The 25824-nt window shown below is 73.3% G+C and carries 1 protein-coding gene; it reads left to right on the top strand.

Annotated elements, in window-relative coordinates:
• The gene (locus tag ACFV2X_RS23685; RefSeq protein ID WP_385619627.1) at positions 1-25815 is read left to right on the top strand and encodes a lonely Cys domain-containing protein; all 25815 of its coding nucleotides are present in this window, start codon (positions 1-3) and stop codon (positions 25813-25815) included.
• Positions 25816-25824: the final 9 nt, after the last annotated feature.

Genomic DNA, 25824 nt, shown 5'->3' with positions numbered 1-25824 from the left:
ATGCTGTTCGCTCTGGGCCTCGAGCCGCCGCAGGCGTCCTCGGACATGGCCTATGGCAGCAGCATGCCGTTCGACGAGTACGCGCAGGCGCTGCTTGACCTGCGCGATCGCATCATGGACTCGGTCAACCGGGTCGACGGCGCGCTGCCGACGCAGGTGGCCGACGTGTACAAGCAGGCGATGGCGATGCTCACCGGCGCCGGCGGCCAGGACGCCATGGGGGAGTTCGCCGACAACCTGAGGGAGATCAGCAAGGGGCAGGTCGGCCACTCCAGAAACATCATGGAGAGCAAGTGGGAGGTCATCGCCGAGATCATCCAACTGATCATCGAGCTGGCCTTCATCGCCGCCATGGCGTTCTTCACCGGAGGGCTGTCCTTCGGCGACGCCGTCCTGGCGAGGACCAGAAGCCGTCTGGCGGTGCTGATCATCCTGGAACGGCTGCTCCGGATGACCCACTTGGCGCCCGCGTTCAGCGAGGCACTTCAGGAGGCCTTCACGACCTTCGCGGTACGGATGGCGATGCTGGGCCTGAACAAGGGAGACCGCCGCCCCGACGGGATCGACTGGGGCGCCATCGGCAAGTCCGCTGCCTTCGGCGCCCTGGCCGGGTTCTTCATCAGCGGCCTCTCGTCGGTACTCGGGCCCCTCTTCAAGAACATCTTCAACAACTTCGGCGACAACAAGTGGAACAAGTTCGGCGCGGAGCTCTTCAACAGCTTCGGGAGCGAGGGCGTCGGGGAGGCGTTCGCCGAGTTCCTGATCAACGGCCTCTTCGAAGGCAAGTGGAAGTTCGACCCGATGACCATCGTGAGCGGTGGTCTCAGCGGTGCCTCCGAACTCATCATCGGCAGCGGCTTCGACTACATCGGCAAGAGCCTGAACGCCAAGTTCATCGGCGGCAATCTCTTCATCATGATGCTCAACGACCGGCCGGGGCCCAGTTCCGTCCTGGGCGGGGGCGGTGGTGGCGCCCACTCCGGCGGGCCGGCCACCGTCAACACGGTCACCAACGACACCTCGACCTCCCACACCCCGACGCCACCTCCGACTCCGACGCCGCCCCCGATCACGACGCCACCCCCCACGCCCGTGCACACGACGCTCACCCCTCCGATCGTCCACAACAACGACGTCGACATCACGGCGGGCGAGGTGCCGGATCTCTACCCGGACTTCGGCCCGGAGAACGACCCGTACTCGGACAGCGACGTGTACTCGGACAACGACACGGACTCGATTCTGAGTTCGAACTCGGACGCGTACTCGGACATCACCGACTGGGACGCATACGAGGACACCGACCCCGGCACCACCCCGGGCGCCGTGCCGCTGACCACTCCCAAGGCCGGCGCTCCCGACCCGCTGCCGTCGAACACCCCGCGGCGGGACACCACTCCCGACAACACCCCGCTTTCGGACAACACCCCGCTCCAGGATCCCGCGTCGGTCGGCCCCACCGCGCCCGTCTCCCCGCCCACACCGTCGGCCACGCCCTCCCCGACTCCCTCGACGACGCCGTACGCCTCGCCACGCGGCCGCGACACGGACCTTTACGGAGACGGGGTCGACGCGACCCTCGACGACACGCCGGACACGACCCCCGGCTCGGACACCACCACCCAGGACAACGACAACAACCCCGCGGCCGCGGACCCGGTCCGGGATCCGGTACGCCCCGAGCAGTGGCGGGGGCGGCAGCAGGGGTCCCCGACCGAGATACACACCGAGATCCGGCCCGCCGCCGACGACCAGACGCAGGACCAGGACCAGGACCAGGACCAGAGCCAGGAACAGGGTCACGGCGGCCCGGTGACCCAGCCCGCCCCGGACACGTCGGTCGTCCGCACCACGGTCCAGCGCGTCCAGGCCGACGACGGCCGCTGGGTGCGCAACCTGACCCTGGACCTTCCGGTGCGGTTCGGCGACGGGTTCTCCGCCGACCGGCTCCAGGAGTTCCAGGAGCGGATGCGCGGACTGCTGGACACCCAGGTCAACCACGGCCTGCCGCTGCCGCGCTCCGGCGATCAGCTGCACATCGACCTGAACCTCGTCCACGACCCCGGCAACGCCGAGGCCATCGAGCTGACCGAGACGGACACCCCCGCCCCGTCCGATCAGCTCCACGTCCGGATGTCCCCCGACGATCCGTCACTCGGCGCACCCGAGCGTGCCCGGCGCCAGCTCCGCAACGACGGGACCGCGCTGCGTCAGGTGCTGCGCTACGCCGGCCTCGACGTGGATCCGGACGCGCTGCCAGGCCCCGCCGTACGGCCTGACCACCTCCAGACCGTCGAGGACCTGACCGACACCGGCCCGGCTGTGGCCGACCAGGCACCGCCCACCCCCGCCGTGGCCGATCACACCGCGCCCACCCCGCCCGCGGCCATCGCCACGACGTCCACGACACCCACCACCGACCTCACCGGTCCCGCCGACCTCACTGACCCCGCCGCCCTCACCGAGACCGTCGACACCGACCCCGCTCCCGTGCCCGAGCCGACGGTCCTGGCCACGGCCTCCTCGTCGCCGGTCGACCCCACTCCGCGCCGGCCTGTGATGGCGGAGCCCGTCGATTCCCCCGTGCGCCCCGAGCAGTGGCGCCCCCGGCGGGAGGGGGCGCCCTCGGCGCCGCTGTGGACCGAGCGCTACGACCCGGCCGCCGACCCGCTGGCGGAGGGTCCGGGCCGCGGGCCGCAGACGCTGGGCGGGCGCGACACCGTCATCCGTGCGTGGATCCGGCGCGTCCAGGCCGACGACGGCCGCTGGGTGCGCAACCTGACGCTGAATCTGCCGGTGCGGTTCGGCGAGGGGTTCCCCGCCGACCGGCTCCCCGGCTTCGAGGGCCGGATGCGCGAACTGCTGGACACCCACGTCAACCACGGGCTCACGCTGCCGCGCTCGGGCGACCAGCTGCACATCGACGTGAACTTCGTCCACGCGCCCGACCACCCGGAGGCCATCGAGCTCAGCTCGACCGCCGACCCCACCGAGTTCGACCAGTTCTCTTTCCGGCTGTACTCCGACGACCCGTCCCTGGGGCCGGAGGAGAACGCGGCGCGCCGCCGCAAGAACGACGCCCGGTCGCTGCACGAGCTGATGCACTTCGCCGGTCTGGGGGACCGGTCGCTGGACCCCTCCTCGCTCTTCCGCCGCATCGAGAACGGCTCGGTCGACAGCGTCGGCATCATGGCCGATCCGAACACGCTGCCCGACCGCGCCGTGCCGCTGCACTACCTGAGGACCATCGAGGACGCCGCCGACTCCGGTCCCGCCGTGCCCGACCACCCGAGGTCGGCTCAGCCCCTGCCGACCACCACCTCCGGCGACCCCGCCGATCTGCTGCCGCCCGCCCATCTGCGACCGGCACATCCGCCGTCCCAGGCGAACGTCGGGGTCACCGCGGCGCCCAAGGACGTCGAGGACCTCAAGGAGCTGTGGGACCGGGCGGTCGAGCGCCAGGGCCCCGGCGGCGGGCCCCTCACCATCACGGTGGACGGCGGCAGCGTGACCGCGCCGCAGCTGATGACCGCCGTCCTGGAGCGGATCGGCGCCACCGACCGGGCGGGCGATTTCACCGTGCCCAAGCCCAAGGTCAAGCTCACGGCGGGGGCCACCCACAAGGTGCTGCTCTCCTTCAACGCCGACGGCCACCGCGGTACCGTCAGCCGGGAGATCCGCATCGAGTCGGCGCAGCCGGCCACCGCCCTCGCGTCCGGGCCGGCCGGTCCGCCGCGTCCCCCGCACGACCCGGAGACCACGCCGGAGGCCAACGCGCGCGCGCTCATGATGGGCCGCGACGTGGCCGCGCTCATCAACGGGCTGATCCGGGACGACGGGCGGACGCGGGATGTCCAGGGGCCCCTCGTGCTCACCGGCGGCGCCCACGCCAATCTCCGCTTCGGCAGCCCGCGCCCCCTCGCGGGCCTGGACTTCCGGCTTGGCACCCCGGATGTGCGGCGGCACGAGGAGCTGATCAACCGGGCCCTGGCCGAGCACTTCCCGAGCCCGCCCGGTGCCCCGCCCAACGTACTGCGGCAGGACGGGCGCGACCCCCGCGCGCTCAGCGGACGGATCAACGGCGTCGACATCACCATCGGCCCGAGCACCGACCCGTACCGCTCCACGGACGAGGCCGACGGCATCGCCGTCCCGTCCGTCGTGGACTCCCTGGTCGACACGGCGTACGCGCTGGCCGCGCGGCCGGACCGGCACAAGCGCGGCTCGGACCTGTTCGACCTGCTGTGGGCGCTGGGCCGGCACCCGGGCCTGGACGCGGCGCTCGCCGACGAACTGGTGCGGCGGCGGGGCGCGGAGTACGCCGCCCAGCGGCCGGCCCAGGCGAAGGCGGATGTGACGAGCCAGTTCATCGACGTGCTGAACGGGCTGATGGGGACCAGGGCCGCGCGCGAGGCCCTGGAGGCCCAGTGGCGTGAGTTCGGCGCCACCCCGGACGATGTCGGGCGGCTGCGCACCACCCTCGCGGACCTCGCCGACAGCTTCCGGGCCGGGTCCGGCCCGCACCGCGCCCTGGTCCTGACGGCGGGAAACTTCACCGGCGACATGTTCGGCCTCGCCACCGCCCTCTCGCTCAACCCGAAGCTGCACGTCGGCGTGGTGACCGGACCGCGCACCCGCGACCAGGTCGGGCCGTTCCTCCGGAAGACCCTCACCGCCCCGGTGCACGCCCGCCACGCCCGGGCGATGGCCGAACTCGAAGCGAACACCGAGCTGTCGCCGAACGAGCGCGCACAGGAGCGGGACCGGCTCACCGCCCGGCGCGACGCCGAGCTGCGCGCACAGGAGAGCCGGCTCCACACCCTCCATACCGACGACCCGCACCAGCTCTACACACAGACCGCCAACGGCTACGAGGCCCTGCCCTACGACGCGATGAGCCCGCCCGTGCCGGCGGGGCTGCGCAGCACCCGGTTCCAGAAGCCGACGAAGTACGCCACGAGCGAGGTGGCGCAGGTATGGGACGGCCAGGGGCGCTCGCGGGCGAAGATCCGTGGCGCCTGGGGCCTGGACAACCCCCACACCGAGCGGGTACGGCGCTTCCTCGCGGCCCGCGGAGTGCCGGAGGGCGGCCCGCACGCGGTGCTGTGGTCGCGGCTGGGCAGCCGTCAGGAGGGCGACGCGCACCCCCAGCACGACAGTGGCACGACCGGGCTGCGGCAGATCATCGACCATCTGCCACCCGGTACGAACGTGATCATCGCGGGCGACAGCGCGCAGAGCGGTGCGCTGAAGCGGCTCGCCGACGGCTATGACAACGTCCACGACCTCACGGAGTTCTGGAAGGACGACGACTGGCGGCAGGCGTTCCCCGACGAGACGCGCGAGGTCCAGTTCCAGGTCTTCGACCACCTCTCCCAGGCCTCCGGCGGCAACCTGAAGCACCTGGGTTTCCGCAGCGGCAACCTGGAGGGCTACGCCCTGATCGGTCATCAGGTGCGCTACCTGGAGGAGACCGGGAACCGCCAGGCCAAGCGCATGAAGGCCTGGCACGACCCGAAGATCGGCTACCAGCGGATCACCGTCAACAAGGTGCCGACCCTCGCCGGACAGTGGGTGGTCAAGAACGCCGAGGTGACCGGCAACGAGGCACCCGTGCCGTGGTGGTCCGACCTCGACAGCGCGAACACGGGGTCCCGCGCGCGGCTGAAGTCCGAGTCGCTCGCCGCCTTCGGCATCAAGAACACCCCGGCCCAGCGCGGCTTCGATCCGCTGGACCTGGAGGCCATCGGCTCGTATCTCGGCTTCTCCGCCCAGGGCTCGCAGGGCGCGCTCGACGCGCGCCCCCTGCCGCCGCCTCCCGGCGCCCCGGCCCCGGGCCCGGCCGCCGGCCTGAGGGGGCAGCGGCCGCGGGCGCGGCGGCCCGCCCCGTCCCCGGCCTCCCCGGACCGCGTGGCGGACCTCGCCTCCCGGCTGCCGGGCATGTCGGCGGCGGAGCGCGCGAAGGAGCTGGCGCTGCTGTCATCGGCCGACCGCGAGCAACTGGCTTCGGACCCGGCGCTGATCGACGCGCTGGAGGCCAGGCTGCCCGCGCCGGAGTTCGCGGCGACGGCCGCGCGGCTGCTGATCCAGGTGCCGAAGGGGGTGAACCAGCCCGACTCGGCACGGCGCGAGGTGCTTGGCCGGCTCACGCCGATGCTGGGCAACCCCAAGGTGGCGGCCACCCTGCTGAGGGCCGGTGCGCGGGTCGTGGTGGTGCCCAAGGACGAGGCGATGACCTCGCTCGCCCCGTTCCGCCATCTGCGGGGCAAGCCGGTCGGCCCGGACGGGCGGGTCTGGGACACCGTGCGCGGCGTGGGCGGCCGGACGACAGCGGTGACGGAGGAGAACCTTCTCGGCAAAGAGAGCACCATCGGCGACGAGCACATCTACGCCAAGGGGTACTCCACCACCACGCACGAGTTCGCGCACGCCATCCATCAGCACGGGCTCTCCGACAAGGACCGCAAGCGCATCCGCGACGCCTTCTACGCCAAGCGCAACCGGGAGCGGCGGTCGCAGCTGCCGGGCTCCAAGGTCCTCCCGCCACAGTGGCCGGACGGCGTGGCCAGGGACCTGGCGGGGCAGCCGGTGCTGAACTACTCCGCCCGGGACGAGTACGAGTTCTTCGCCCAGCTGACCAACGCCTACCTCGGGACCAACGAGGGCACCGACCCGTACACCGGGCAGCGCCGCAACAACGGGGCCCAGTGGGTGCGGGAGTACGAGCGGGGACGGCCCAAGCGGGAGCGGCTGTTGCCCCTGCTGGAGCGGCTGTACGGCACGAGCCGTATCCAGGCCGAGAACCACCTGTACGAGGGTTTCCGGGGGCTGTGGGACCAGGCCGAGAACACCCACCGGCCCCAGCCGCACGTCCCGGCGCCCGCGCCCGACCCCGCGCCCACCGCTCCGGCCACCGTGGACACCCTCGGGGCCGACGGGCAGGCCCCCCCTCCGCCGCAGACCACCGCCCAGGACCAGCAGGAGCGGAACGGAGACCAGGACGGAGACGGGACCGAGACCCCCGGGACCGGTACGGACACGCCGGAGACGACACCTCCCAAGGATCCGCTGAGCATCGAGCACCACCTCGACCGCCGCCGCCCGCCCCGCCTCGACCGCGGGCTGCCGCCCGCCCCGCTGGAGCGCGAAGGCGCCCGGTTCACCGACGGCAGCCGAATGCCCGCCCCTCTCGACGGCATCCGACAGCTGATGGCCGATCTGCCCGAGGAGGTGCTGGCGCGGTCGGCCGCCTTCGGCACCAAGGACTTCACCCTGCGCGGCACCGACCAGGCGCTGAAGGAGCTCGAACGCGAGCTGCGGGCCAGGCCGGGCGCCCGGCCCCGCAAGCCCCGCCCCGGCGCCCCGCGCGACACCGGGCTGCTCGCCGAGGTGGCGACGGCGCTCAGCGAGGACCTGAGCGGACTCAGCGGCGACGGGCGCGAGTTCACCTACACCGACGAGAAGGGCCGGGTCCGGGTGCTGCACCTCGCGGTGCGCCACTACGGCGGCTGGGAACGCTTCACCGACACCTCCGACGGACCGCGGAAGATCGAGTCGACGGGGCGGACCCAGCGCACCACGGGACGTACCCCCACCCAGAGCACCAGTTACGCCCTCAACCCGTTCGCCCCGCTGTGGCCGCTGACCAAGCCGCTGGGTGTCTTCGGCCGGATCGGCCTGCGCTTCGCCCGTACCCACGCCGTCGGCTACACCCTCACCTCCCAGACCACCAGCCAGTCCAAGACGAGCAGCACCGACACCTCGCACCGCTACCTCGACGACGTCTACTACGAGTTCACCGTCACCGATGAGCGGGGCCGGCCCGTGACGGAAGACGGCGGCCGGACCCCGGCGACGTTCGGCTTCGGGATGCGCGGCGGGCTGACCCTGCGGCTCTCGGACAGCGCGGCGACCGAGTCCAAGCCGGGCCGCATCCCGCGCCTGATCGGCTACCAGGGCCGGCCGCACCACCGGCTCGTCACCACCGAGGACTTCGGCCCCCTCATCCATGTCCGGGACTGGGCCGCCGGGCAGATCGGGGCCCGCCCCGGCTCCTCGGCCCACCGCGAGCTGGACGCGTTCATCTCGTCCCGCAACTTCCAGCGGATGGCCCGGGTCCTCGGCACCGGCCGGATGACCACTGCCCCGCTGTTCGCCGACGACAAGCTCCGCACGCCACTGGGCGTCTTCACGGTGCAGGTCCTGCCACGCCGCGCCATCCTCGTCGACGAGACGACCGCCGCCGCCCTCAAGGACGTCACCGCGCTCACCCTCACCAACGAGCGCAACCTCTCCATCGCCACCGGCCAGGAGATCAACGGCTCGGTGGGACCGGCCTTCAACTGGCTCGGCCTCAACGGGGACCAGCTGAATCTGCGCTTCCTGCTCGGCTTCGCCGCCCGGTACGGCCACCGGACCACCCGCGCCATGAACACCGGCGGCTCCGGCGCGGTCAAGACCGAGGGCGAGGCCAAGAACACCCCCGTCGGCCTCTATCTCGTCGAGAAGGCCGTCGTGGTGCGGCGCGCCGGCCGCGACCGCACGGCGGGCACCACCCCGGGGCCCGAGCACACGGCCCGGTTGTTCGTCACCTGGAGCCTGGACCGGATGCCCCGCTCCGAGGCGCGCCGGCTGGCGGGCTGGGACGACGGGACACGGCTGCGCATGCGCAGCGGCGCGCCCGAGCCGTACGCGCCCGCCTATCTGACCCCCGACCGGCCGCCCACGCTGGGGGTGGCCAGGGTCGAGGAGTTCACGGCCGACGACGCCACCGCCGACGACGCCACCGACACCACCTGGCTCGACAGTTTCGCGGACACCATCCTGCGGGAGGCCGCCAGAGCCTACCCGGGCCTGGTCGCGCCGCTCGACGAGCTCGACCCGGACAACCCCCGCTGGCGCGACGCCGACCACTTCCAGACGGCGCTCACCAACACCCTGGAGATCCTCACCACGCTCTCGTACCACACCATGGCCGGATCCCTGGAGACGCTGATCACCAGCGGCGTCCGGATTCCGCTGCGCGAGTCCCTGCGCTTCAAGCGCGGCTATCGCTATCTGTGGCTGGACGGCGAGCTGACCGGCCGCCGCTACGAGGGCACCCAGACCGGGCTGAAGATCAAGCACTCCGCGCCCGGCGGCGAGAAGCTCGACAGCGACCACGGGGTCGTCCACGACCTGGAAGCAGGCATCGAGGGCAACGGGACCCTGCGCACCACGGCCGCCACCGCGCTCGGCCTCTCCAAGCACTCCGGCAGCCTGTTCCTCGGGCTGAGCGGGGGCCGCGGCCGCGGCCAGAACAGCGTGTTCGGGCCCAGCACCGCCGTCGAGCGGGCGGTGGCGAGCACCCGCCCGCCGCATCTGTACAGCTACCGACTCAGCGTCACCGTCAGCCGCGGCGGCTACTGGCGGCTGCCCGGCCTGCTGCGCGGATTCGCCTCCGCCGGGCTGCTGGGCACCCAGCCCTTCGTCTTCCGCGAGAAGCCGTCCGATGTGATCGGCACCGCCGCCGACGGCACCCCCGTGGGCGGCGGCCCGCTCACCGGGCGGGTGCTGCTCAGCGTCCTCGACGAGCACACCTCCGCCACCGACCCGCACGCGGCGGGCACGGCCAACCCGTACCGCGACTTCGAGGACGGCATCGACAGCACCCCGCTGGACGACGCACAGGCCCTGGCGCTCGCGAAGGCCGACCACACCGCGCTCGACGCCGCGGCCCGCCGCGCCCAGCAGCCGTTCACGGGCCACGCCCAGCTCACCATCGCGGTCCTCGGCCAGCCCGCCCTCATCCGGGCCGTGGAGGAGTCGCTGCGGGGCGCCTCGGGCGGGTCGTGGCATCTGACCCAGCAGGGCGCGCCCGCCCATGACGCGGCGGTGCGCCCGTTCCAGGCCCCGTATCTGACGGCCAACGCCGACCAGAGCCTCAGCCCGTCGGGCTGGCGGATCACCGGGCTGTGGGCCAGGGGCCCGTATCTCAACCGGGGCGGCGTCCTCGCCCACCGGATGACCGTGGCGGGGCTGACGCTGCTGTCCGAGCCGGCCCCGATGGCCGCCGCCCTGAAGATCACCGGCGGTACGCAGTCGGGTGGCAAGAACACCGTCACCTACAGCTTCCTCTTCGGCGGGCGGCTCTCCGCCTTCCAGCCGCACGGCGGCGAGCGCGGCCCGGCCGGGTTCTACTCGCTGAACATCAGCCCGTGGTCGTACGGCCGGACCAAGGGCGACACCGTCACCCGGTCCGTCACCAACGAGGTCTCCCGGCAGGACAACACCCACCAGGTGCTGGTGTCCGGCAACGTCGAGCACGAGATCGCGGTGGCCTCCAGCGCGCTCGGCACCACGACCGGCGCGGGCAGCCGACTGGTGCCGCGCGGCCTCGCCGCCGCCTCGGGGCAACTGCTGGCCGTCCCCGGCGGCTGGATCGGGCTGCTCCCCGAGTACAGCGCCGTGGAACTCAACCTGATCGACGACGGCTGGGGCGCGGTGCCCCACTACGACGCGCAGACCTGGTCGCCGCAGGCATGGCTGGCGGGCAACGCCCTGAGCGGCTATCCGCTGGGCGAGCTCAACGCGGCCGCGGTGCTGGACGCCTTCGACCGCGCGCTGCGCGGTCTGTCGCTCGACGAGACCGGCCGCAACGCCCTGCTGCGCCTCGCCTCCAGTCGGCTGCTGCGGGCGCTGCGCGGGGACATGGAGGGCACCGGCTCCACGGTGCCCGCCAGGACCGGGCGCTGGGGCTGGGACGGGATGCGCATCGGCGGCCGCCAGGTGCGGCTGCGGGTGCAACTGATCGCCGGTGCACCGCAGTTCCGCCGGCTCGGACACGGCATCGACTGGGAGGACAACCTCGCGGCCACCGAGTCCACCGGCTCCAGCCTGAGCCGCACCCGCGGGCCGGACTTCGGGCTGTCGGTCGGCGAGAACGCGTACACCCACAACCCCGACGCCCCCACGGCGGGCCCTGGCTACAGCGAGACCGGCTCCGCCCGCAAGACCCTCACCGCCAGTCACTCGTCCAGCCCGATGACGACCTGGACGGTGGCCACCAGCGAGCCCTACGCCGAGTACGACACCCCCTACCAGCTGCGGATCGTCCTGGAGGTCGAGGACGCCCCGGACCCCTCCCCGCCGACGGCCGCCGACAGCCGCGTCAGACATCTGACCCACCGGGCGCGGCAGGCGTCCCGCTACGTCCGGGGCAAGCGCCGCGTCGTCGAGGAGGGAGACGTCGGCACGCTGCGCAAGCAGACCCCGCTCAGCCTGATGAGCCCCGACCCGGCCGGCCCTCGGACGGCCCCGGCCGCCGACGACCCGCTCGGGCCGCCCACCCTTCCCGCCCCCTCCGACCCGCGGCCGGCGGCGCCCCCGTCGCTGCGCGGGGACGGCGACTGGCGGCGCGTCACCTTCCTCGACGGCACGCAGGGCGTGTTCGAGATGCCCGCCCAGGGGTTCCAGGTCCGCGGGGTCATCGGCTTCGAACAGGTCCGGGCCGGGAGCTATCTCGCCCTCGCCAAGGCGTACGACATCGGCTTCAGGACGGACGGCGACGATGTCCTCGTACGGGCCAAGGACACCGGCCTGACCGGGCTCGGCACCGGCTCGGCCCACACCCTGGACGAGGGCACCGGCAACATCGTGCTCGCCGCCCACTACCCGCTCACCCTCGAGCCGGTCGGCTACCAGGTGCCGGGGCTGACCGAGGACAGCCTGGTCGGCGGGGCGGACGGCCGGCTCGCGCTGTACTCCAAGCCGCACTTCGCCGGAGCCCAGCTGCTGACGGTGGCCCCCGGCACCAACCTCCAGATCGCCCGGCGCCAGGTCACCGCCGACGGGGTGGCCGCCTCGGGATCGGAGGGCCAGACCTCGGCCGTCGACGCCGCCGTCTCCGCCTCGATGGGAGGCGCCGGTTCGACCAGGCCGGGCGCCGCGGCCACCGGCCCGAACACATCGCAGGGCGAAGGCGCGGGATACAACCGCGACTTCATGGCGGAGATCTCCGTCAACGACGGCGAGGACCGCGCCTTCCTCTTCGCCGTCCCCACCATCTGGCTCAGCAGCGCCACCGTCCACCGGCACATCAGGGACAGCGCCGTCGGGCGGATGGTGGCCTCCCCGTTCCACAAGCTCATGCCGGGCCACTTCGGCTCCGCCGGACGGCAGGCGTTCGAGACCGACGCCGCCGTCATCGCCTGGGTGCGGGAGGACGTGGCCCGCCAACTCGGGCTGATCGACGACACCAACTTCCCCGCGGAGGCCGGGAAGGCGTGGGACGCCGTCCAGGAGGCGGCCAAGGCATGGACCGAGGCCGACGAGAAGTACTGGGAGGAGCGCCGCCGGCAGGGCTCAGGACCACGTGACACCCTGGCCAGGGCGGAGCGCGAACTGCGGGACCTCCAGCGGCAGCTGACCGAGGCGCGTGACGCGGAGGTGGCGGCGCGGCGGCCGCTGGTGGACGCCAGGGCCGCCGCCGTGGAGGCGGACCGCGCCGCCGGCGAGCTGGTGGCCGACGCGCGACGGCGCGTCGAGCAGGAGCGCGGCGCGGCCGCGGACGCCGCACCCGAACACGACGGCTGGGCCGAGCTCCAGCGCGAGGCGCTGGCGGACGCACTCCGCGCCCTCGCCACCGCCGAGACCCGCGCGGCCGAGCTGCGGTCCGCGGCCACCGAGCGGGTGGCCGAGGCCGAGCGGACCACGGCCGCCGAGCGCGGGCGGACCGCGCGGGAGCTCCAGGCCGCGATGGCCGCGGAGCGCAGGGCCACCGACACCCGGGACGCGGCCCGGGAGGCCCTGCAAACCTGGCAGGGCACCCTCGACAAACTCCAGGCGACCGCCGAGGCGCTGGCCACTGAATACCACCGGGTGCGCACCGCCGCCGATCGGTTGACCCGCTGGCACCGGCTCAACGCCACCGAGGAGGGCCGCACCCGGCTCGACGGGCTGCCCAAGCCGCCCGGGGTGACGTTCACGGACCCGACGAAGCCCACCGCCGAGGAAGCCACCGCGGACATCGGGGACACCGCGGACACCGACACAGAGGACGCGCCGCGCTACACCCAGGAGGACGGCGACGAGGACCCGGCGGCGCTCATCGCCCCGGACGGCGAGCGGTTCGCCCTCCTCGATGTGCCCAGGGACGGCGACGCCTTCTTCCACGCGCTCGCCGAGGGCCTCCACCGGCTGGACCCCGGCCTGCTCGCCGACGCGGGCCTGGACCTGTCCAGCCGGGCGGCGCTGGTCCGCGGCCTGCGGGAGCTGCTGGCCGCCCGGCTGACCGACCCCGCCAACGCGGATCTGCTCGACGTCCTCGCGCCGGACACCACGGACACCTTCACCGACGACGAGATCGGCGGCGCCTGGATCGAGCTGGGCGAGGACACCGCCGAGCGGCGGGAGTTCGAGGCGATCGGTGTGCTGCCCGACTCGCTGCCCGTACGCACTCGCTCCCGCCTCGCCCTTGCCGTCACCCAGCTGTTGCGGCCGGGCGGCACGGCAGAGCGGGGCGGCTGGGACCACGGCGCCGCCGACCTGCTGCCGCTGCTCGCGGCGCGCACCTTCGGCGTCCCCGTGCGCGTGGTGACGCCGGACGGCAGTTTCCTCCAGTTCTCCCCGGACGGCTTCTCCGCCGTCGGGTCCGGCGCCGACGCGGCCCCCGTGCAGCTGTGGCTGGGCGGCGAGGGTGACGACCGCCACTACCAGCTGATGCTGCCCGAGGAGTCCGTCGGCTCGAACCCGCCACCCGGTCTGCCCGCCCCCGCGCCGACCACTACCGCCCCCGCGCCCGCGGCCGCCACGGGGACCCAGCGCCCGGCGCACACCACACCGCCCTGGACGGCTCCTCAGGACAGTCAGGACGGGCCCCGGTTCGACGCGGCGAAGGACCACCGCACCCTCACCGGCCCCGACGGGCGGGTGTACGACCTGGTGGAGGCCGAGGGAGGCGGCAACCGCTTCTACGCCGCCGTGGCGGCGGCCCGGCCCCCGGCCACCGCCCGGACCACCCCGCGGGGCGGGAACACGGGACCGGGCGTACCGGGGGCGACCCCGATGGCCGACCTGTCCGCCACCCAGGTGGCGCGCCGCATCGCCACCCGCGTGGCCGCGCAGCCCCTGCCGGACGGCGCCCGACTCGACCCGTCGGCGACGTTCCGCTGGGAGGACGTGGCGGGCCTCACGCTGGGCCTCGACGCCACCCGGCGCGACGCCCTGCGCGGCGAGATGCGCCGCACCGGCGGCCGGATCCCTCAGGCGACCCGGGACGCCGACGGCAACGGGGAAGCGCTGCTGCGCGTCCAATTGCACGCGGCCCGCCGCTGGGACGCCACCACCGCCGCGCTGGCCGCCGAACTGACCGCGCGGGCGGAGAGGATCACCCTCACCCTGGTGTCCGAGGACGGCACCCACCGCACCTTCGGCGACCCCGCGGCCACTCCCGGGAACACCGTCACCCTCTATCAGCGGGGCGACGAATACCTCCTGGCCCGCCCCCGCCCGCGCCCCGCCGAGGACGAGACCGGCGACGTCGAGGACCACGCCAGTGACGCCGAGGACGAAGCGCCGGACACCGAGGACCGGACGCCGGACACCCAGGACATCCCCCTGCCGCCCCCGCCCGGGAGCGGCTCGGGCCGTCCCCTCATCCCCGCGAGCCACGCGGACCTCCAATGGCTGCGCTACCAGCACGAGTCCGAGGCGTACGAGCGCAGGCTCGGCGACTACCTCTCGGAGCATCCGCAGGTCGTCGAGCAGATCTCCCGGTTCGCCCGCCTCGTGTGGGAGAAGACGCCCCCGGCGCTGCGGGGCCTGCTCGGCACCTACGAGCAGGAGGTGCCCGGCGCGGTCGGCGTCGAGCCCAAGACCCTGGAAGAGGTCGTCCACGACGGCAACTTCCGCGAGCAGTCGACCCTCGTGTGGAACGCGCTGCGCCGCGGCGTCTTCCATATGCTGCTGGGCACACCGACCGACCAGCCGTCCATGATCAACGACGAGCGTCGCTGGCGCGGCACCCCGTCCGACGGCCCGTTCGACCGGCGCGCCCCGCAGGACATCCTGCCGCCGCTCAGCGCCCGCGAACGGGCGTTCACCTCGGACGGCGCCACCTGGAAGCCGGGCGAGGAGCTGTCGGGCATCAACCACGAACCCCCGGCGCGGCTGGCCGGGGACCCCCGCCCGCCGACCCTGGAGGACTCCCCGCACGCGCGCGCCCAGCGCACCGGCGGCCTGATCAAGACCGGCAGCTCCGGCACCGTCTACAGCCTGCTCGACGCCGCCGAGGACGCCAACGAGAAATGGGACGCGGGCCTGGACCTGCGCTGGTTGCGACTGGCGTACGTCGGCTCGATGCTCGCCGACCGCCACCACACGCTCCATGAACTCCTCAGGGCGACCGAGCTGTGGGCCCATGAGGAGGACCACCCGGACCGCCGCGAGCTGGGCTTCGACTACGAGGACACCCGGCGCCGCTACCACCGTCTCTCCCCGCTGTCGGAGGAGGAGCTGCGGGAACACGTCGCGATCGGCGGGCGGTTCCCCGACGAGCGGATCCGGGAGTACTACGCGGACACCACCTCGGGGGCCCCGCCGGGCGCGGCGGCCCCGCGGCTGTCCCGGCTGCTGCCGCGGGATTCGTGGTGGCGGCTGTTCATCGACCCCAATGTGCACGCCGAAGCGTTCCGGGCGACCCCCGAGGACGTGGGCGGCCACCTCGACACCCGGACGTACCCCGGCTACCGGGCGGGCATGACCGAGGCGTACCAGCAGGTCCTGGACGTCGGAGGCACCGGACGCGACTGGTCGCGCATCGACGCCGACGCGTACGAGGAGCTGCACCACATCGCCACCCGCCATCTCAGGCCGGGCGAGGGGCAGAACGTGGCGACCACGTGGTCGGGCCACGAGGGCGGCCGGATGAAGACCACGATGCGCGGCACCGGCGCCGACCGCGTCGCGGCGGACATCAAGGACGACCTGCTGCTCGGCCGCAGGCTGCTGTTCTCCCTGAACGAGCCGCGTGAGCCGGGCATGGCCAAGCCCTGGGTGGTCTTCCACCACGGGCAGCGCGGCGGACAGATCTCCATCGACTACGCCCCGGGCGAGGCCCGTCAGGTGGTGCAGGCCGCGCTGGACCGCTACTACGGCGAGGTGGCGGTCGCGGTCACACCCGACGAGAAGCTGCGGGCCGTCGCCCGGGTGACCCGGGCCCTCCAGATCCTCCAGCCGTTCACGGACGCCAACAGCCGGGTCAATGTCCATCTGCTGATGCAGAAGTTCCTGCTGGAGCAGGGCTTCCGCCCGGCGGTGCTGATGGATTCGCGCTCGCTGTTCCTCGGCGGGTTCACCGTGGACGAGATCGTGGCGAGCCTCAAGGAGGGCATGGCGCGGTTCGCCCGGCATGCCGCCCACGCGCGCTGGGACGGGTTCAACGGGCCCCAGGGGCCGCCCGCCGAGCTGGTGGTCCGGCTGGCCACGACCCTGGGGCTCGCCGACGCCGACCCGGAGGCGCTGCGCCGCGAGGTGACCACCACGGTGCGCACGGCCCGGGCGCTGTTCGGCGACGCTCTGCTCGGCCCCGACTCCCGCTCCGACGCGACGGACCTGGCGCGGCTGGCCGCGATCCGGTCGCTGAGCGGGCCGGCCATGGCGCGGTTCCCCTCCCGCACCGCCGACCAGGCGATCACCGAGTACACCCGGGACGTGTTCGGGCTCGGCTCGGCGGACGAGGTGAGCCAGGCCCACATCGCCGCGCTGACCGACGCCGCCACCGAGGCGGCCACCCAGGGCCGCCCCCTGGACATGGACGTCCTGCGCTCGCTCGCCGAGCTACCGGCCACCGACACGACGGCGCAGGACACGGCGTCCGACCGGTCGCGGTCGGCGTCGCCGGCCCCGGAGGGAGCCGTGGAGCCGGCCTGGGACACCCTCGTCCACCTGCCCCCGGACGACGACAGGAAGACGCTGGAGTTCCGGGTCTCGGAGCTGACCGAGGGCGCTCCGGTGCGCGAGGCCGACGATCTGGGCGAGGCGCTGCTGCCCTCGGTGGCGGGCGAGCCGCTGGGCGGGGTCCGGCTGGTGCTGCGGGCCGACGCCGGGTCGTTCGCGAGTGATCCGGTCGAGACGGTCGCCGAGTTGGCCGACAGCCTGGCCGCCCCGGTCGACCTGCTGCTGGCCGCCGCCGACGGAACCGTACGGCTGCTGCGGTTCGACGAAGGCGGCCGTCACACGGACCTCGGCCCGGTGCTGAGCGCCGAGGACCTGTCGCTGCTGCGGTCCGAGGCGGTCGCGGAAGTGCGGACCCTGCGGCGGCTGGCGCGCGACGCACCCGTCAGCCTGGACGACGACACCGTGATGCGGGCACATCAGGAACTGTCGCCCGATCAGTGGCGGCGGACACTGCGCCAGCGCGGCCAGGCCATCGCCCAGACCCTGGAGACCGGCGACATCTTCAGGGCCCGCGGTGGCGCGCCCCGCGGCGAGGGCTCACGGGGCGAGAGCTCCCGCGGCGAGTCCTCGCGCACCGCCCGCAACCGCCCGCCCATGCTGGACGTACTCGCCGAGGACGAGGAACTTGCGGACATCGTGGCCGAGGCACCCACCCCCGGCCCCAGCGCCCCCCGGGGCCCGGGCGGACCACGGCCCGGCGCCGGGCGGGCCGCCGACGAGGCGCGGCACGCCGCGTTCAGGGACTCGCTCAAGGCCCGGCCGCTGGTGACGACCGACTACGAGGTGATCGACCCCAGCGGGAACGGAGTCCTCTTCAGCCAGCCGTCCGGCGAGTCCCTGGGGGTCTGCTACCCCCTGGGCGGCGGGCCGGACCCGGACGTCGCCGCGCTGTATCTGCCGACCCAGGGGTACTACCCCTTCCGCGCCGACGCCCGCCCCCCGCTGCGTATCTCGGCGGACCGGACGCTGGCGCTGCGCAGCGACGACGACGGCGCCCAGGGCAACCCCCAGCAGGTCTACGCGACCCGCAAGGCCATCGAGCGCTCGAACGCGCAACTGGCCCTCTACGACCGCGGCGTCCGGCTGAAGGCGAGCGAGGACATGGCCGTCGTCCTCCCCAAGGACGACGGCACCCGGAGCGAGCCGCTGTACAAGGTGGAGCCGGAGTTCCTGACCCGCAGCGGCCGTTCGGAGGAGGAGATCTGCCGCGACTTCGCGCAGATGCTCGCCGGCGGGGCGGCCGTCTCCCACATGGTGTTCGAAGACCCCGACGGCGACGGGGTGACCACCGTGCCGGTCAACGCCCTGGACGGGTGGGAGATGACCGGCACGCACCATCTGGCCCAGGCGCTCTCCGAAGTGGCCGACGGCGCGGCCGACGTGGCGCAGGTGAATCCGCGGTGGGCCGTGGACCGGGCACGCGAGGACGACCGCCCCATGGGCGGTATGGGCGGCCCGCTGCCGGGCGAGTCGTACGGCAGCGCCCAGAGCTACGAGAGAGAGGACGACCCCCGGCGTGAGCGGCTGGACGAGGCGCTCCAGCGGATCGGCGCCAACGGATACGCCTGGGCGCCGGTCGGTTCCGGCTATGTGATCCAGTCGATCGGGGCCGCGGACGAGGAGGGCCGTCCGGCGTTGGACCGCAACTACGCCAAACCCCCGGGCGCGGAGGGTGTCACCTTCGGTTACCACTTCGCGCAGGTGGTGATGGCCAGCGAGGACGGCGCGTACCAGGTCACCCTGGAGAACCACGCGCGCAAGGGATATATGAGGTCCCTGCTGTCCGGGATGGTCGAGGAGAACCGGGCCCGTACCACCCCGGCGGGGCTGCGGCGGCTGGAGGCCGGACTCCGGCGCAGGGTCGACGAGGCTCAGACGGACGGCACCGGCGAGCGGGAACTCGCCAACCTGCGCGCCTATCTCCAACTGACGGAGGCGCTGCTCGCCATCGGCCAGGCGGAGGCCGATGCCCGTACGCACCCCGAGGGCAGCCCCGAACACGCCGCGGCGGTGGACCGGATGGGCCGGGCACACACCCGCGCCCAGACCGCCATCCGGCGCGCCGCACCGCTGATCCGCAACGAGGACCAGTGGTATTTCCGCGTCTTCAGCAAGCGCCAGGGCGAGACCATTCACGAGGTCAACGCCGATCTGCTGTCGGACGGCCCCTCGGCGGAGGCCAACCCGCTCACGGCGGTGGTGGTCCACGGCCACCGGATCACCCCCAAGTCGGTCGCCTTCGCCGAGGGCGAGCGCGAGGTGACCGCAGAGCAGCAGAAGACCGTGATCCATGGGCTGGCGGTGACCGTGGCGCGGGTGGGGTTGTGGAACCTCGCCCATGGCCTTCCGCTGCCCGACATCACCGTCACCGGGCGGGCCAACAACCGCCGTTTCTCGCTGGGGAGCGGGGCGAAGAACACCGGCCAGATCCGGGCCGAGAACATCGCCAAGGCGCTGCGCGAAAGCCTGGACGAACACCTGGAGCGGCTGCAGAGCGGGCTGGAGGCGCCCCTGCTCACCGCGGACCGGTTCCGTATCACCGAGGTGCCCGAGACGGCCCGCGGTGGCGGCGACCCCGACAAGGGCCGCGAGGCGACCATCACGGTCGACGACCACCGGGGCTCGGCGTACCCCGCGACACGGACGGGCCGGCCGCGCCGGCAGTCGACGACCGGGGACTACACCAACGGCCCGGACCGCGACGCCCCCCGTTCCGACCAGGCCCCCGCCCCGTCGTCGGCGGCGCCGACGACGGCCGCGCTCCGCGATGCGCTGCCGCCGGTCCTGCCACCCCGGTCCCATGTCTCCTTCGCCGACCGCTCCGCCGCGCTCGACACACAGCAGGGCGCCCTCGTCGATGAACTGGGCCGTCAACTGGCCGAGGTCGCCATGCGGGACGCCCGGGCCGGTCTCGCCCCGCCGAAGGTGAAGGTCACCGGACACCGCGACGGCACCGGATCCGCACGGCCGGACGCCGGCCAGGGCAGCGGCACCCTGGAACAGGAACGCGCGGACACCGTGGCCGACGCCCTCTTCGACAGCGCGCACACGTACCTGCGGCGGGCCCAGCGCAACGAGCCGTCGACCGCCGGGCGGATCGACGCCCGCGACATTCCCATCGAGGCCGTCGGCCAGGGACGGACGCACGGCACGGACCGGCGGCCGCGCGCCCGGACGACGGTGGAGATCGTCCGCTCACGCTACTCGGGGGCGGTCGAACGGCTGGACACCCTGCGGCGGACGGACCCCGACCCCGCCCTGCGCGAGGGCCCGTTCGATCCCGATCCGCTGGTCCGCCGAATCCTCCATCTGGCCCCGGACGCGCCGGTCAGCGGCGAGCAGCGGCGCGAGCTGTACCGGCTGGTGGACGAGGCGATCGCGGCCGACCGGGCGGGCAGCCTGGCCGAACTCGGCGTCCAACACCTGGTGAAGCGGGGCGTGTTCGCCAAGGTCAGCACGATCACCTCGACCGGCGGCAGGACCATGGGCCGCAACCTGACGGGACGCCCGATCGGCGCCTTCGACCGGCGGTCGTACTCCGTTCAGAACCCCGACGGCACCCTCGGCGAGCCCATCACGGGGGAGTGGTGGCGCAGGCCCGGGGCCAGATCCCCGTATGTCGTGGTGGCCGAGGGCGGCCACGACCACGTCATGGTCTCGTTGCCGGGCTCCGCTCCCGTGCGGGTGACGCTGGAGGAGTTCGCCGCACTGCTGGCCAGGGACCCGGAGCTGCTCGGGCTCGACCCCGACGTTCCGGTGCTGCTGGCCGTGGAGCGCGCGGGCGACCGGGGCCTCCTGCTGCCCCGTACGGGGGCCTTCCGGACCGACCGAACGGTCTGGGCGCACAGCGGCGAGGTGACCGTACGCTCCGGCCGGATCGTGGTGATCGACCGCGGGAAGGGCGGACCGCCCGTCGGCGGGTGGATCGGCAGCGAGCCCGACGACCTGGACGAGGAGGACCTCGCCGCGCAGGAGGGCTTCGTCCGTACGACCGACGGACACCTCATCCCGGACAGCGCCGTCAAACACACGACCATGGCGGCCGACGGGCGCCCCTACGGCCGCGCGAGCTTCAACGACGCGGACACACGGATGCGGGAGGGCACCTTCGAGATCCTCCCCGGCACTGACGAGTACGTCGTCCTCGACCCCGTCACCAGGCAGCCGGTGGGCCCGCCGGAGAAGGTGCCGTGGGCCGGCCGGAACGCGCACTTCGTGAGCACGCACGCGATGCCCAACCGGTTCAAACTCACGGACGACCGTGACCGGTCCTGGAGCGTGGACGGGGACGAGATGGGGGGCTTCCTGGAGCGGCGTCCGAGTATCCGACGGCTGCGCCCCGAGGACGTGGTCGTCACCATGAGCTGCTGGATCGACGCGCGCGCGGACGGCTACCCCGAGGTCGGGAACCTCAGCCGCGACACCGCCGCCGCCGACCCGCTGGAGACCGTCTCGGCCATGCAGCGGGTGGCCAACAGGACCCGGCGCACCCACTTCAGCGCCGATCGGACCTCCGGATTCCGCGCCTCCCGGGGGCAGCACTCGATCATCACCGACCCGCAGCTCCGGCCGCGCCGCTGGCTCGAGACCCGGCCCGAGCCGTACGGCGCCGAACTGGACGAGCTCGCCCGGATCGCGGGCCTGCACAGGGCGGAGGGGCGCGCCCCGTCCGAGGTCAGGAAGGTGACCCTGCGGCTGGTCCGGGCGCTGCGCATCACCTTCGGCGTCACGGTGGAGAACGACAAGGACGACCCGGCGGGCGAGTACCGGCGGCTGCTGCGCGGCATCGGCGCGGTGGAGCGGATGCGCCGTGTGGAGCCGGGGCTGCGCGGTGCCGACGGGCGGTTCCGGATGGAGCTGCTGAAGCGCGCCGCCCTGGGGCACGCCGGGGTGCCGCCCCGCGCCGGAGGCAGGCCCGCCGAGCCGACGCCGGAGCAGGTCAAGGCGCTGCTCGTCGCCGCGCCCTCCGCGCCGCGCGGCACGGAGCTGAGCGAGTTCGTGTCCATGCCGTCGGTGGAGCAGGGCCTGGACCTGCTGCGGAGGCTGGTCCGCGGAGACCGACTGAGCCTGAACGAGCGCGTGGCGGAGGTCCTTCACCTGAACTCCCCGGACCAGGTGACCGACGCGGACCGGGAACGGCTGCTGTGGGCGGTGATCGAAGCCCATGAAGTGCTCTCCGACACCCCCGATGTGGCGGCGCTTGCGGCCAAGGTCCTCCATCTCGGCGACGCGGCCGGACCGCTCGACCGGGCGCGCCACGCGGAACTGGTGTGGCTGATCGCGGGCGCGTCGGCCGCGGGCCGCGATGTCCACAACCCCACCGCCCTCGCCGCGTACCACCTCCAGCTGAACGACGCGCTCTCCGACGACACGCTGATCCGCACCCCTGGCAGCGAGGCCAGGGGCCGCGACTGGACCGGTCAGCGCTCCACCAAGCCGCTCGAAGTGGCGTACTACCTGGAGTCCCCGGACGGCACGCTCGAAGGGGCCCTTGAGGCCCGCACCCCGCAGTACACGCCGTGGAACGTCGACGGCACCGCCGATGTGTCCAGGGCGAGGCTCCCGTTCTTCGTCCTGGCCGACGGCGGCGACGGCCACATCGACATGCCCTGGCCGGACGGCTCACGCCGCCGGGTGCCCCACGACGAGATCGCCGAACTGCTCGTCCACGACCCGTGGCTGACCGTCAGGCCCCCGGACGCCGAGGTGGCGGTTATCAAGTCCCACGCCGGCAGCGGGAGCCGCAGTCTGCCGAAGTCCCTGAACAGCCGGGCGGCGACCGCGCGCACCACCATCTCGTCCCGGGGCCCGGTCACCGTGCACGACGATCCCCTGACCGGCACCCGCGTCATGGTGGTGACGGCGGCCCCCGGGCAGCGGCACCACTGGCAGCGCGGCCGTCCGCCGGCCCCGGCGCCCGGTGCCGCGCGCACCGCGACGACCTTGGAAACGGACACGTTCAACGCGGACGATCCGTCCAGGGACCGCCGCGAGGAGCCGGTGTCACGCGGCGACGCCAGGGCCCGCGGCGGCCTGCCCCGGGCGGAGGGCTCGCGCGCCGCGCGGAGCCGGCCGCCCGTGCTGGACGCGCGCATCATCGCCGCCGCCGAACCGGGGCCGCCGCGCGCCTTGCGGCGGGTCAGGGGCCGCATCGGTGGCGAGACCCGGCAGGCCACGTCCCAGGAGCCGCGCCGAGCCGGGCCGACGGACCCGCACCGGCCCGGGCCACTGGTGACGAACGGCTACGAGGTCATCGACACCAGCCGCGACGGTGTGCTGTTCCGCCGGCCGGACAACCCCGTCCTGAGCGTCGCCTACCCCCTCGGAAGGTCGGCCTCCCGGAGGGCCGCGCTCTATCTGCCCAGCCAGGAGTACACCGAGACCCCGACCGGCGAACGCCCCACCCTGCGCTTCTCGGGGGACCGGACACTCGCCGTCCAGTGCGGTGACAACGGGGAACAGAGCTTCAACCAGCAGGCATACGCGACCCGCAAGGCCATCGAGCGGGCGAACGCGCAGATGGCGGAGGCGGGAAACCACGTCCGGCTGAAGGCGCAGGAGGACGTGGCCATCGTCCTGCCCGCCGAGGACGGCACCCGCGGTGAGCCCCTGTTCAAGGTGGAGCCGGAGTTCCTGACCCGCAGCGGCCGTTCGGAAGAGGAGATCTGCCGCGACTTCGCGAGGATGCTGGCCGGTGAGGTGTCCGTGTCCCATATGGTCTTCACCGACCCCGACGGCGGCGAGTTGGTCACCGTGCCCATCAACGCCTCCGACGGATGGGAGGTCACCGGCACCCACCATCTGGCCCGGGCACTGGCCGAGGTGGCCGACGGCCTGGAGGATCTGGAGCGGGTGGATCCGCGCTGGGCGGCGGCGCGGGCGCGGGAGGACGACCGCCCCATGGGCGGCGTGGACGGCCCGCTGCCCGGCGAGTCGTACGGGAGCGCGCAGAGCCTGGAGGAACCGGACAACCCACGCCGTGAGCGGCTGGACGCGGCGGTCGAGCGAATCGGTGCCAACAGGGGCGCTTGGGCGCCGGTCGGCTCCGGCTATGTGATCCAGTCGATCGGCGCGGTCGACGAACAGGGCCGTCCCGTGCTGAACCGCAACTTCGCCAAGCCCCGGGCCGGGGAAGGCGTCCCGTTCGGCTATCACTTCGCACAGGTGGTGCTGGCCAGTGAGGACGGCGCCGACCAGATCACCCTGGAGAACCACTCACGCAAGCTCTATATGAAGTCCCTGCTGTCCTGGATGGTCGAGGAGAACCAGGACCACTCCACCGCCGAGGACTGGTGGCATCTTGAGACCGGACTGCGCAGGCGGATCGAGGAGGCCGAGCGGGACGGGGCGAGCGCCGGGGAACTGGAGCGACTGCGCGGCTATCTGAAGGTGGCGGAGGCGCTGCTCGCCGTCGACGGGGCGACGGCCGACCGGGACGAGCAGGTCCGGGGCACCCCGGAACACGCGGCGGCACAGGGCGAACTGGACCGGGCCCTGGGCCGGGCCCAGGCCGCGATCAAGCGCGCCGCCTCGCTCGTCCGGAGCGAGGACATGTGGTACTTCCGCATGTTCAGCGGGCGTCAGGGCGAGAGCATGCACGAGGTCAACGCCGATCTGCTGTCGGACGGCCCCTCCGCCGAGGTCAACCCCCTGACGGCGGTGGTGGTCCACGGCCACCGGATCACCCCGAAGACCCTCACCGTAGAAAACACGCGACAGCTGACGGCCGACCAGAGCCGCTTCATCATCAACGACCTGGCCGCCACCCTGGCCCGGGTGGGACTGTGGAACCACGCCCACGGACTCCCGCTCCCCGACATCACCATCACCGCGCGGGACAACGTCCGCGACTCCAGGGCGGGTGGCCGAGCGAAGGACAGCGGCCCATGGCGGGCCGAGGCGGTCGCCTCGGCGTTGCGGGAGAGGCTGGCCGAGCATCTGGCCCGGCTCCAGAGCGGGCAGGGGAGACCGCGTGTCACGGCGGATCGGTTTCCCATCACGCCGGTGTCCAGAACCGCGCGCCCTGGTCGCGACGTCGCCCGGACCCATCAGGTGGGCATCACGGTCGACGATCACCGGGGTTCGGCGCCCATGACGGCGGCGGTTCGGGTGCGCGGCGGGACGAGGGACACCGGGGTGGATCCGGTGGCGCAGGGCTGGCCGATCGGCCATGAGCTGACCGTCGGGGAACCGCGGTATGGCGGCGGTGTGCGCGAGGTGCCGCCGCCGGAGGTGCCGGAGGGGAAGGGCAAGTCGGCGGAGGGATGGCGGAAGTTCGAGCGCCCCGCTCCGAACCGGTCCACGCCATGGGGGTATGAGGTCAGTGACACGGGGAACATCCGGCTTCCCGACGGCGAGGTGGTGCCGTCGGAGGGGTGGCAGCGGTTCGGCGACGACTTCGTCCATCCGCCGGCCGGGGTGTTGCTGCGGGGAGACAGCGGCTGGATCGGCCGGGTGGCCAATATCGACGCCCTGGGGGACGTGCTGGAGCTCCTGGATCCCAAGACGGCGCCATATCGGGTGGTGGACGCGTCGGGGATCCATCTGGCACCGGTCGTTCCGGCCATGGAGGATGCCAAGGCGGTCCAGCTGCCGTGGGAGGCGCCCGCCGATGACGCCGACGGCGATGGCGAGCGTGATGTCACCGCCGACGAGATGTCCCAGAAGGCGATCCCCCCGCTGGACCGGAGCCGCACCGTCCCGGTGAAGGTGCTGGAGGAGCTGGGGGTGGAGCTCTCGACCGCCCAGCGCGCCCAGGCGGCCCTCCTCGTCGACCAGCTTCCGCTCGCGGACGTCGAGCTGACCGCGGCCCAGTGTCTGCTCCTGCTGACCATGGACCCGTCCTACGCTGCCGACGGCCCGAGTGGCGAGGACGCCTGATACGCGGAT

Source organism: Streptomyces sp. NPDC059679 (assembly GCF_042734105.1).
Lineage (GTDB): Bacteria > Actinomycetota > Actinomycetes > Streptomycetales > Streptomycetaceae > Streptomyces.
Note: the sequence above shows the minus strand (reverse complement) of the source record. Positions and strands in the feature narration are given on the sequence as shown.